This is a genomic window from Flavobacterium sp. FlaQc-48 (genome assembly GCF_044007335.1).
Classification (GTDB): Bacteria; Bacteroidota; Bacteroidia; order Flavobacteriales; family Flavobacteriaceae; genus Flavobacterium.
Genome location: NZ_JBIPCR010000002.1, coordinates 399,073 through 411,317 on the forward strand (window position 1 = coordinate 399,073; position 12,245 = coordinate 411,317).

The window sequence follows — 12,245 nt, forward strand, 5'->3', positions numbered from 1 at the left end:
ATTTCTATATTCTCTAATTTTTATGGACACGGGCTGGTTAAAGCCAAATAATGCGAAAGTTGGCTTATGGCTCTTCAACCAGATCCTTTGACCCAGGGCTTCCAGTCCACTTCTGTAGGGGGTGGGGCTCCTTCAAAATAGCGTTTTATTTCATCGGGGGTCATTGGGTAAAATTAGGTGAAATTTATAGACAAGGCAAGGGCGCAAGAGGATAGTATAAAGTATTTTTTTGGTTTTTGGTATGGTTTTTTGAAGGTATCTGATTCTCATGGAATTGGCGATGAAATTGACCTAATTGATATTTTCGATTATTGGGGAATCTTTGCTGTGGTGAAAAATATAGTTTTTTCTCTTTTTTGATGTGCAAAAGAGGATAGGCCGTCGAATTACTTCAGAAAGATTTAGTGGACTTAATTGGTTTTGGAAGAAAAGTTTTGACTAATCCGGACTATCCGCAAAAAGTGAAACAAAATTCAAATTTAAATGAAATTTCAGACAATCACACTTTATTTGGAGGAGGTACTGCCAGGGGCTATACAGACTATCCTTTTATAGGATGAAACAATGGCCGGATAGGCCAGCGAGGATTTGACCTTCTCTATAGACTTTGCTGTATGTCAGCCTAATTAAAGAAGTCTTTTTGCAGCTTTGCTAAACAATGGCTTTAAATATTAGGTTTTTGAACCAATAACAGCGTATTGCTGCTCTTTAAAACAATAAGAAAATTAAAAGTTGTAATAAAGAAATTGCGCCAATTGTCCTGAATTGGCGCAATTTGGTTGTGGTGAGCTCCACTGGAGAAATTTCTAAAAAATTTATGGACGATTTGAAGAGATTGGCCTACTATATGTATGGGCTGTCTTTGAATTGCTTTAAGGGTTATGGAAGAGTTATCTAATGTTAAATAGTGTTATCACGCTATTCTATTTTATTTTTCTTATTTTGTGTTTTATTTACAGATGCGAGAGAAACTCATTATTGGAAGATATAAGCATATCCGATGTAAGGAAAATACTTAAACATCCTGACTTGTTCTAAATTAAATTCGCCATTAGTTAAACTTGTTTCAAGGATAAATGGTGGAGATTGTCCTAGGAGATTATTCACTCCAAAGTACAATCTGGTTTGGTTGCCGGACTTTGTTTTTTTTGATTTTGAGACGCCAATATCGATATTGTAATTTCTTGGTAAGCGGTAGTTATTGGGTTTCGATATTTCATTGTTTCGGGTTGGATCCAGTAAATAGGATTCTTTTTTATCGCTATAGGAAAAGGAATCTGGCGCCGAGATTAAAACGCCGGAGCTATAATTGAGTATGGTTGATAGTACCCAGGATTGATTAATATTCCAGGTAACAGCTCCTTTTATCTGATTGGTTATATCGTTTGGAGAATTAAAGGTCTGGCCACTATTTATTGTTGGAAACCTCACTGTTGATTTGCTAAGTGTATAGGATGCCTGTACGTCAAATTTTTTGAACTGCTTGGAAAATTCAAGCTCCAAACCTCGTGAATTTCCAAACCCGATTAGAGGGGATTGCATTTTGCTTTGATCTGAAGTGTCATAACGGGGTTGATACATTAAAATATTGGATATTTTTTTTTTGTAAAACTGTAGTCTGATATATCCTTTGTTTAAAGTTTTCTCATAGCCTATCTCATAAATAAAAGCCTTTTCGGGTGGTAACTGATCTGAACTCGGCATTCGTAAATCTGTGGGTAAGGCATAGGTGTTCTCGACAATTTGATGATAAAATTGTTCCATTATAGCATATGATGCAAAGAAACTATTAGAATTATTGTACTTATAAACCAAATTGGTTCGGGGCTGGAAAGAATTGTAAATTTTGTTGTGCGTTAAAAATATTGCATAATGAAGACCAGCTTTCATCCGAAATTTATCAGACAAGGTTATATCATTATCGCAATACGTTTTGAAATGCAATGACTTTATTAATGTATTGCCCTCAATATTTTTATTAGAAAAATTGGTCATATTTATTCTTAAGCCTATCGAGCTATTTAGCAATGATGACCAGTAATAATTCAGGTTGTTTTCAATACCCAGGTCTGTGATACTAAACTTTCTGGTTCCTTGTTCATCTTCATTTGCAAACTGGTTGTTATAGTTGCTTAACAGCAGGACCGAATTCTGAAATAATCTCGGACCATACACCTTGTTCCAACGCAGAGAAAGTGTTCTGTTATTCCATGTAAGCTCAGGTGGCTGGGATGAAAAGAAATTTGCACCAATAAGATCTCCACCGCTATAGGCACCAAGGTAGATTCTGTTGGATGGATCAATAAAATAGTTCATTTTAAAATAGGCATCATACATGCGATATTTAAAATTAACATCCCGATTAAACATCATTTTGGACAAAGCATCAATCCAACTTCTCCTTGCGCTAATCATAAACGACATCTTGTCTTTTATGATTGGGCCCTCAAGCATAACAGAACCTGTTGGTAAACCAATATTAACGGCTCCATGGTAGGATTGCATATCGCCATCTTTTGTTTTAACATCTATCACCGAGGAGAGTCTTCCTTCGTAACGAGCCGGAAAGCCCCCTTTGAAAAAACTTATTTGCTTGATGGCCTGTAAATCGAAAATAGATAATAAACCCGTAAAGTGATTATAATTGTAAATAGGAACACCGTCTAATAAAACCAGATTTTGGTCGGTTGAGCCTCCTCTTACATTTAAAGAAGATCCGTAGGTACCTGCTTTTAGAGTAAGAAGTTTTAGCGGGTCTGACTGCCCCATTAGAAAGGGAAGAGTGTTGACATGCTGCGTATCTACTATACTGGAAATCTCATTTAGAGGTTTTTTTGATGACTTGATCTCAACCGGAGCAAGGGAAAGCCCCATTGCAAGATTGAAGTTTTTTTTAATCGTATTGTTTACCGTTATCGTATCTGTTTGTGAAGTAAAACCGGTATAACTCGCATTTATGATGTACTTGTTTTCTGGCAATGTTATCGTATAGTAACCATAATCATTACAATTAACAGCTATGTTTGTATTTAAAACCCGTACGATAGCGTATGGCAGTGCTTCTTTACTGTCTCCTGCATAAACAAAACCGCTAATCGTAAAGGAATCAGGAGCGCGCGAAACCGTGTAAATAATTATTTTACTGTCTCTTTCAAGAAATTTTACGGATTCTGATGCAAAAAGAAGATTTAGAAGTGTTCCCAACTTATAAAGTCCTTTCTTGATCTTAACCTTCTTGCCAAGATGAAGCTTGTTATTACTTAAGGATAAATTTACACCTTGCGCTATAATGGTGGAGACATAAGCTCCCACACTATCATTTTCTATTTCGATAGCGATCTTTTTTTCCAGTAAACTTGTTTTTTGCGCTTTTAGAGATTCTGTGCAAAAAAAAAGTATAAAGCAGCAGGTAACGGTCAACCAGTGTTTTTGCAAAAAATTACTTTTCACACGATATGTTTTTTACCCAAATTGCATTGCCTTTTTGTGTATAGCTAAGTCCAAACAATAAACGGAATTCTTCCAATATTTCTTTTATTGATTCCTTCTTAAAATTGGTGGTAACGGTACAGGAATCAGAGATTTTCCCTTCCACATGTATTTTAATATGATAACAATTTTCAATATCCTCAAATGCTTTTTGAAGTGGGGTACTTTTGAAAGAAAGTGACTTTGTTTTCCATGAAAGTAAATTTTTGTCTTCTGTGTCACTTTTAATTAATCTGTGGGAAGCGTACTGAACCGCCTGATTTTTCTCCAGAATGACTGTTTGTTGGATAGGATTGGCGGTAACCTTAACTTTTCCTGTAACCACTGCCACCGATTTTTCTTTTTCTGTTGTTGTTACAACAAAAGAGGTTCCTAAAACTTTTACTAATAAGGTACCCGTATTTACAGTAAAAGGTCTGCTTTTATCGTGTTCTACTTCAAAAAAAGCTTCTCCATTTAATCTGACAGTACGGTTGTTCCATAAAAATCTTTTATAGGTAATACTTGAATTGTCGTTCAGCGTAACTAAAGAGCCATCACTCAATTCGATATTTTTTACCTGTCCATTAGCGGTCTGAACAGTTATTTCGGCATTCGCATACAAAAAAGTAAACGTACTTATTAAAATAAAGACTGCTGCAGCTGCTCTGGCGTAGATGTATTTTTTGTACAATTCAAATACAGTTCCCTTGGTGGAGGATAAATGTGGAGCTATGCGTTGCCAGGCATGGTTTGTTTCAAATAACTCAGGAGAATCCAATTGCTGACTTTCTGCAAAAAATATCTTTAGTGAAATGTACTCTTCAGGATTATCTTTTATCCAACTCCTTACCAGAGCTTCTTGCTCAGAGGTAGTTTCTCCTGAAAAATGCTTTGCTAATACTACATTAATATCTTGGTTGTCCATTTTATACCTCTTTTAAATAAAACACAAATTCTTTTAAAACCCTCATCATAGAATAACTAAAATACCATATATTAAACAAAATAATTAAGTTGGGATGCTGTCTTATGAATTCCCGTATATGTTTGATGGCTTTACCCATCTGGTTTTCAACTGTTTTTACTGATATTTCTAATTTTTCCGCAATTTCTTTATAACTTAATTTTTCAATACGGCTCAGTTTAAAAATTGCAAGACATTTTGGCGAAATTCCATTAAATGCTTCTTCTATAAGCTGGTTCGCATCAACTAATGGTTTGGTTTCGGGAATTTCTTGGGCAATATCCATAGGGATTTCATCAATGTCAAGCATATGAATTTTTTTTCTCAGAATGGATATGCACCGGTTCTTAACAGCTACATATAAATAATATTTTAGCCCATTATCAGAGAGTAAATCCTTTCGAGTTTCCCAGATCTTTATCATCAATTCCTGCACCACATCTTCACTTTCATGCCTATTCTGAAGATACTTATAGGCATGATTACATAAGGGCTGATAAAGCTCTAAAAATAATTTCTTAAATTCCTTTAGATCTTCATTCATATATCATAAAAACATAATGGAAATTAAATTTTAAAATTTTATTGTTGTGCATAGGGGTATTTTAATTTTTCGCGTATTAAAAATAGGGCAGCGTAAAATGTGCTGCCGCGAATTTAAATTTTATTAACGATAAATTAATTAAAACAAATGAAAAAGTCGATTATTGTATGCTCAATTTTTTTAACATTCAGTACACTTGCGGTAAGAGCACAGCAAAGAGGTAAACATGGACTAAACCTAACCTATAGCGATGGAATACCAATGACCTTGGTAGAGGGTTTTTCAGATGCATTTTCTTCCGCAATTCTGGGTCAAAAAATAAATTCCAAAACGACATCTTCTGGAAATTTCGGCTTGGGTTATAGAAATCAAATCACTGAACGAATAAGAGTAGGTGGCGATATTGCTTTTGAGCAAGTACAAACCGAGCAAAGCGATAAAAATAACAAACCTATTGGTAAGAGAACCAATCGCTATATAATGGTAATGCCAACGATGTCGTTTAGCTACATAAAAACAGATTGGTTGGATTTTTACGGTTCTGCTGCTGCAGGTGTTGTTTTGGACAAATATACACAAAGAGAACCTAACAAAGCTGCCCTTAAAGACAATGCTACTGATTTTGCATTCCAGGTAAATCCTGCAGGTATACGTGTTGGTAAAAAATTTGGTGCGTTTGCAGAAGTAGGATTCGGATATAGGGGAATTGTAAGTGCAGGTCTGAACTATAAATTTTAAACATTAGTTTATTAGACTCAGAAAACAAATTTTTTGTAACATTCATAAATGGCTAAATAATTACACTATTTAGCCATTTACCTTTTACAAGAATTAGAACTTATTAAAATTTATCTCAATTACCTAAGTTCTATTATATATAAATAAGTTTTGAATTAAATTTAAGCGGCCGATCTATTTCGATAAATAGTAATCCATTATATACCAATTTTTGCGATTGGAGCTTTTTTTGTTACAATTGATCATGGTTTCATAAACCCGGTAGGACTTACTTTTTTATATTTTTTATATATCTTATTGAAATGACTTGCATCGGTAAAACCTAATTTGGCTGCTATTTCATTGATATTATGCCGGCCATTTTTAAGTAATTGATCAGCGGCTTTTAATTTTGTCTGAATGATATGCTGCTGGATAGAAACCCCGCTGTGTTTTTTTACATAAATGCTAATATAATTAGGGGACATAGCAAATAATCCTGCAATATTCTCGATGCGCATTTTCTCAGCATCCAGTGCGTGCAGGCGCGTATAACCCAGGATTTGATTTAGTTTATCAAGCTCTGTATTACTGGGACATTGATCCCCGTGCTTAGAAGTCGAATAACTCCTTGCTACCATCATCATTACGGCGCCAAAAAGTTCTAAAACTACTTCCCGACTGTAGGCACAGGTTTTAGTAAATTCGATTAGTAATATTTGCAATAGGCTGCAAATATGTTTTTTATCTAGTTCATCAGTTACCAAGGTGCCATCAACAGCAGATGGATTTTGCAATAGAATCTTAATTGTTTCCATCCATTTGGCAGTTTTGCCACCTTCTAATTTTTCTATAAAAAGCTGTTCGGTAAATTTTATAAAAATGAAACTTGTATTTTCTTCTATCTCAAAAGAATGAGAATCCTCCGGTCTTAATAGAAAAACATCTCCCTCTTTATAATCAAACATAGTATCGTTCAGAAGGTGATTTCCACTTCCTTTTTCTATAAAAATGAATTCATAAAAATTATGTTTATGGGTTGGAAATTCCCATTTATCCAGCTCTAACCTAAATACATTTAGAGAATGGTAGCTTGTAAAACGTTTCATCTGCTTATGATTAATTTGTACAAAAATACAATGAAAACATACAATATGTATCATCCTTTAAAAAATATCTTTGTTTTAATAATTCAACTATTAAAGAGAAAAACAAATGAAAAAAAATAAAGCAATAATAACATCCTTTATTAGCAGTATGAGTTTTCTGGCTCTAAGTGGCCAAAATCAGCAGGAAAAACCAATTTTTCATTATTCTGTAATGGATGCCATGCGTAACGGCGTTTACATAGGTGAGCTTAGTATTAAGTCTCTTGCTGATAGAGGCAGCTTCGGACTAGGTACTTATAACCATTTAGATGGTGAAATGATAGCTCTGGACGGTATTTTTTATCGCATAGCTTCCGATGGGCATGTTACAAAAGCAGCACTAGAAAGAGAGGTGCCTTTTGCCGCTGTTGCTTTTTTTAGAGCTGACCGAGAGTTTGAGGCAAGCGGTATTAAGAATATAGAAATGCTTCAAAGGGAAATAATAAGCAAAATTCCATCTTTAAATAAACCTTATGCCATACGTATAGAGTGCACTTTTGAATCCATTGTAGTAGGCGGAGCAAAAAAAATAGAGGATAAAAATACTACGGGGTTAGCTGAATTGATGAAAACCAGACCTCTTTATAAAAGTGAAAAGATTTCAGGAACTATGGTTGGTTTTTATAATCCGCCTTCTTTTGCATCTATAGATTTGTCACCTTTTCATTTTCACTTTATATCAGATGATAAAACATTTGGCGGGCATTTGGTTTCAGGTGATTTATCTTCTTTGAAAATAAAAATCAGTATAGATGAAAAACCAGGTTATGAGATCCTTTTGCCAAATCAGAATGAGACGTTCAATAAACCCTGGCCGCAGCAAGGAAGCACCAGAAGTTCTTACTAGTAATTGTACGGAAAATAGATTTCAAAATAATTAAACAAATTAAAAATGATAAAATTAAATTTAACAATATTGGCAGTTGCTCTAGTGAGTTTTTTTACTAATTCTTTAACGGCGCAAAATATAAAACAGATACAGCATATTGAGTTTGATGATTTAGGATGGGAGCAGTTGGGAGATAAACTACAGCGAAAATATGTATATGGAGAACAAGGAATGCTAGCTTTGTTTAAGATGGATAAAGGAGCAAAAGTACCCTTGCACCAGCATCCTAATGAGCAAACATCTTATATTACAAAAGGAAGTGTAAAAGTAACGATGCAAGGCAAAGATTATATTGTGAAGGCCGGAGAAGTACTTATAATTCCGGGTAATATACCACATCAGTTTGAGTGTCTTGAAGATGGTACACTAGATGTAGATTTCTTTGCTCCGCCTCGCAGAGACTGGATAGAAGGTACGGCAAGTTATTTTGACAGTAATGGCAAAACCGACAATAAATTAGAAGTTGTCGCTGCAATGGATATACGGCCTGGTGATGTTGCGGTGTCGGCAGAAGGTCGTGTTTTTGCAACAATACATCCACTGGGAAGTCAAAAAAAGCAATTGGTAGAAATTGTAAATGGTAAAGCAATTCCATATCCATCAGAATCTTATCAGAAGAACGGTAAAAAAGCAAGTGATGCTACATTTGATGCTATGCTGGGTTTGATTTTTGACAAAAACAATCAGTTGTGGGTTATCGATATGGGCCTTGAATTAGGTAAAACAAGACTATGGGCTTTTGATATCAGTAAAAACAAAGTAGCCCAGAAAATTGAATTGCCTTTATCTGTGGCACCTAAAGGAACTTTTACCCAAGATGTAGCAATAGATGAAAAGAATGGATTTGCCTACCTGGCAGATATTGCCAATCCGGGAATTATTGTCCTTAATTTAAATACAAAAAAAGTACGCAGGTTCAGCGGACACAGTTCTTTGCAAGCTGAAGATAAAGATATGATTATTAAAGGCAAAGTGACCCATTTTAAAGGCAAACCTGCACGGGTAGCAATTGATCCAATTACACTTTCTAATGATAGAGAAACCATTTTTTTTGGAGCGATGAACGGTAATTCGTGGTATAAGGTGCCTGCCAAACTCTTAAGAGAAGGGAAAAATGACAGTGTAATTATTAGCACAATAGAGAAAGCAGGAAATAAACCTTTTAGTGATGGGGCCATAACGGATGCTCAGGGAAATCATTATTTTACCAACTTGCAGGATCATGCAATTACAAAATTAGATCTTACTGGTAAATTGACCAATATAGTACAGGATAAAGAGAAATTACTATGGCCGGATAACGTTTACCAGGGGCCGGAGGATTGGATGTATATTTCGGTGAATCAACTCGATAGTACTCCCGCATTTACAGGAGCAGGCGATCAGGGTAAACCTCCTTATTATATCTATCGTTTTAAGAAATAGATCATTATCCAATAAAATCAATAGTAAAAGCAACCATGTTTACATTCTTCAAAATTTCTGTTTTTACAGCTGTGGTAGCTTTATTTATGCTGAGTTTAATAACCATTAGTGATGTTATTAATCACCGCAATCAATTTCAATTTTATATATTGACCCTGATAATAGTGATGCTCTTTTTTGCTATTGGTTGTACAGGAATTATAATCTATAACAACTTCAGAAATATATATCATCACATTTCAAAAGATAAGCAGCAGCATCCGGCAAAAGTATCTGTTCGAAAATTGCTGTTAGTTTTCTCACTTATAGCAATAGCAATTACACTATTTGCAGGCTCACTTTGTATGGGATTATTAGAAAGAATCAATGATGGAACTGCTTTATTTGGTTAAATGAAATAGTTATGAATCAAATAATACTTTGATTAGCCCTGGTTAAGGAAAACACACAATAATTTTTTATAATTTTATTGTGTGTTTTTCTTTTTTATAGATTATTAGAATTAGTTAAATTATTGTCATAGAGAGTTTTTAACTTGTTGTTTGACAGCTAGGTCATCAATACTTTTATGGTCAAATTATGGTGAATTAAAATTATAAAGGAGATAGAGTTGTTGATCGAAATTTACAATTATTCCATGATTTATTACAAAATTATCAGTGAGGTCCGATAGTAACTTTGTTAAAAATTTTAAACCTGTAAATAATGATTTCAACTTTTTTAAAAACAAGCGTAGTTTCAATTAGTATGCTAATGGCATTATCATCTAATGCACAAACTAAAAAAGAAAACAGTACAAGAAATTGGCCTAACGCAGCACAGTTGGTAATTTCTGTCTCGATGCAGTTTGAAACTGGCGGTCAGCCCCAAGGTGCCGAAAGTCCATTTTCTAATAATCCATTACCAAAAGGCAATCCGGATTTGGCTGCTGAAAGCTGGTTCAGGTATGGTGCCACTGAAGGCATTTACAGAATGCTGGATTTATGGAAAAAGTATGATATTAAAGTGACCTCGCATGTAGTGGGAGAAGCGGCAATTAAATATCCTGAAGTAGCAAAAGCAATTGCTGCGGGAGGTCATGAAATTGCGGCCCACGGATATTCATGGAGCAATCAGTGGAATATGAGCTACGCTGATGAATTGGCTTTTGTAAAAAAGGGAGTAGACACGGTGCAGGCCATCACAGGGAAAAAAGGTATAGGATACAATGCAAATTGGCTGCGAAGAAGTCCCAATACCTTAAAAGTATTGCAGGAACTTGGCTTTTTATACCATATAGATGACTTGAGCCGCGACGAGCCTTTTATTACAAAGGTAAACGGTAAAAATTTTGTGGTAATGCCCTATACACTGCGCAATAATGATATTGTAAATATCGAAGGGAAACACTGGAGTGCTGATCAGTTTTTGGCACAATTGAAGATGGAGTTTGACCAGTTGTATGCAGAAGGAGCTTCAAAACGCAGAATGATGTCTATTAGCTTTCATGACAGGATTGGAGGAACACCATCTATGGTGCATGCAATGGATGAATTTATAAAATATGCCAAAAAGAATAAAGGGGTAGTCTTTATGAGAAAAGACGCTATTGCCAAAATGGTAATCAATGACCCTAAGACCCCAATAGACAACGCTGAAGAAAAGTATAATCATTAAATGTAATTATCATGTATATTGATCATACCACCATTAGAACAAAAGATATAGAGGCCACTAAAAGTTTCTTTATGACAATTTTTGATCTCAAAGAAGGAAAACGCCCCGAGGTAATCGAAAAATCGATACCAGGTTATTGGCTGTATGCTGAGAATAACCCTATAGTTCATATTATTCAGTCCGCTTCACGATTTCAGGATTTTAATAATTATGGATCGGAAGCTATAGATCATACGGCTTTTTATATGAATGGTTACGACAATTTCAAATCAAAGTTAGATCGATTGGGCATTGTTTATACCGCAATGGAATTGGAAGATATTAATGAAAAAAGAATTTTTCTCCACACACCGGCTGGTGTTTTACTGGAGGCTGTTTTTAGAAATGAATAAAATTAAAATAATAGAATAAAAAATATGAAAGCAATAGGATTTAAAAAGTCATTGCCAATTCAGGAGCAGGAAAGTTTTATTGAATTTGAAACTATAAAACCAACTCCCGGTGCAAATGATTTGTTGGTGAAAATTGAAGCAGTATCGGTTAATCCGGTAGATTATAAAATTCGTCAGAGCGCTGCAAAAGACAAGGTCCTTGAAATACCAAAAATTATTGGATGGGATGCCGCAGGGATTGTAGAAGCAGTGGGTGAAAAAGTAAGTTTGTTTAAAGTAGGGGATAAAGTTTATTATGCGGGAGATATTACCAAATCTGGTAGTAATGCCGAGTATCAGATTGTAGAGGAACGAATTGTTGGAAGAAAACCAAAATCATTGTCCAGTAACCAAGCTGCTGTTATGCCGTTGACAAGTTTAACAGCCTGGGAAATATTATTTGACCGCATTAGAATTGATTCTGAAAAAGATAAAGGCAAAACAATATTGATCATTGGCGGTGCAGGCGGAGTAGGCTCTATTGCCATTCAGCTGGCAAAAAAAGTTGCTCACTTAAAGGTTATTGCAACAGCTTCGCGTCCTGAAACTATTAAATGGTGCAAAGATCAGGGAGCCGATTTTGTAGTAAACCACAAGAATTTAATGCAGGAGGTTCGCAATATTGGATTTGAACAAGTCGATTTTATTGTTGATTTTGTAGATGTAAACCAATATTGGGATGCAATGGTCGAACTGATTAAACCTCAAGGACGAATTGGCTCCATTAGTGATCCTGTAGAGAATGTAAACCTTCGACAGTTAAAGGGTAAAAGCGTGAGTTTTCATTGGGAATTAATGTTTACCCGTGCTATGTTTCAGACAGATGATATCATTGAGCAGCACAAAATCCTCAATACCATTGCTGATATGTTAGATAACGGCACAATCAAAACGACCCTTGAAGAGGTCTTTATAGGGTTTAGTGCCGAGAACTTTAAAAAAGCACACCAGCTTTTAGAATCAGGAAAAGCCATTGGAAAGATTGCCATAGAATTTTAAA

The 12,245-nt window shown here is 35.1% G+C and carries 13 protein-coding genes; 9 read left to right on the forward strand and 4 right to left on the reverse strand.

The features are described 5' to 3' along the window. Positions 1-177 precede the first annotated feature (177 nt). Both ACHRWY_RS04880 and ACHRWY_RS04885 read left to right on the forward strand, forming a co-directional pair. Positions 178-360: a hypothetical protein gene (locus ACHRWY_RS04880; protein ID WP_395353071.1), complete on the forward strand. Its 183-nt coding sequence runs from the start codon at positions 178-180 to the stop codon at positions 358-360. Positions 361-404: 44 nt separating this feature from the next. Continuing rightward, positions 405-560, forward strand: a complete 156-nt coding sequence (locus tag ACHRWY_RS04885; RefSeq protein ID WP_395353072.1) for a hypothetical protein — start codon at positions 405-407, stop codon at positions 558-560. A 415-nt stretch (positions 561-975) separates the two neighbouring features. On the opposite strand, the gene ACHRWY_RS04890 is transcribed toward ACHRWY_RS04885, so the two are convergent. The 3 genes from ACHRWY_RS04890 to ACHRWY_RS04900 are packed head-to-tail and all read right to left on the reverse strand — an operon-like array spanning position 976 to position 4,979. Then, positions 976-3,450 carry a TonB-dependent receptor domain-containing protein gene (locus ACHRWY_RS04890; protein ID WP_395353074.1) on the reverse strand — a complete coding sequence of 825 codons (2,475 nt, stop codon included), beginning with the start codon at positions 3,448-3,450 and terminating at the stop codon, positions 976-978. Beyond that, entirely contained in the window at positions 3,440-4,396 is a 957-nt protein-coding gene (locus ACHRWY_RS04895; protein WP_395353076.1) for a FecR family protein, read from the reverse strand. The genes ACHRWY_RS04890 and ACHRWY_RS04895 overlap by 11 nt, the downstream gene beginning before the upstream one ends. Position 4,397: 1 nt before the next feature. Next, a complete protein-coding gene (locus ACHRWY_RS04900; protein ID WP_395353078.1) occupies positions 4,398-4,979 on the reverse strand; it encodes an RNA polymerase sigma-70 factor in 582 nt (193 codons plus the stop codon). A gap of 147 nt (positions 4,980-5,126) precedes the next feature. On the opposite strand from ACHRWY_RS04900, the gene ACHRWY_RS04905 reads away from it, so the two are divergent. Next, entirely contained in the window at positions 5,127-5,717 is a 591-nt protein-coding gene (locus ACHRWY_RS04905) for a hypothetical protein (RefSeq protein ID WP_395353081.1), read from the forward strand. A gap of 242 nt (positions 5,718-5,959) precedes the next feature. Here the strand turns inward: ACHRWY_RS04905 and ACHRWY_RS04910 are convergent, their stop codons facing one another. Next, on the reverse strand, positions 5,960-6,805 hold the full coding sequence (locus tag ACHRWY_RS04910) for an AraC family transcriptional regulator (protein ID WP_395353083.1): 846 nt from the start codon (positions 6,803-6,805) through the stop codon (positions 5,960-5,962). Positions 6,806-6,911: 106 nt separating this feature from the next. Here ACHRWY_RS04910 and ACHRWY_RS04915 point away from each other — a divergent pair, with 106 nt between their 5' ends. The 6 genes from ACHRWY_RS04915 to ACHRWY_RS04940 all read left to right on the forward strand — a co-directional run bounded on the left by ACHRWY_RS04915 (position 6,912) and on the right by ACHRWY_RS04940 (position 12,244). Next, a complete protein-coding gene (locus tag ACHRWY_RS04915) occupies positions 6,912-7,691 on the forward strand; it encodes an acetolactate decarboxylase (RefSeq protein WP_395353085.1) in 780 nt (259 codons plus the stop codon). 45 nt (positions 7,692-7,736) lie between these two features. Continuing rightward, entirely contained in the window at positions 7,737-9,158 is a 1,422-nt protein-coding gene (locus tag ACHRWY_RS04920; protein WP_395353087.1) for an L-dopachrome tautomerase-related protein, read from the forward strand. 35 nt (positions 9,159-9,193) lie between these two features. Continuing rightward, positions 9,194-9,550, forward strand: a complete 357-nt coding sequence (locus ACHRWY_RS04925) for a hypothetical protein (protein ID WP_395353089.1) — start codon at positions 9,194-9,196, stop codon at positions 9,548-9,550. 313 nt (positions 9,551-9,863) lie between these two features. Continuing rightward, positions 9,864-10,814 carry a polysaccharide deacetylase family protein gene (locus ACHRWY_RS04930; protein ID WP_395353091.1) on the forward strand — a complete coding sequence of 317 codons (951 nt, stop codon included), beginning with the start codon at positions 9,864-9,866 and terminating at the stop codon, positions 10,812-10,814. A gap of 11 nt (positions 10,815-10,825) precedes the next feature. Next, complete coding sequence (locus ACHRWY_RS04935; protein ID WP_395353093.1) at positions 10,826-11,206, forward strand: VOC family protein; 381 nt, start codon at positions 10,826-10,828, stop codon at positions 11,204-11,206. A 24-nt stretch (positions 11,207-11,230) separates the two neighbouring features. Beyond that, positions 11,231-12,244, forward strand: coding sequence for a zinc-binding alcohol dehydrogenase family protein (locus ACHRWY_RS04940; protein WP_395353095.1), 1,014 nt, complete (start codon positions 11,231-11,233; stop codon positions 12,242-12,244). Position 12,245 lies beyond the last annotated feature (1 nt).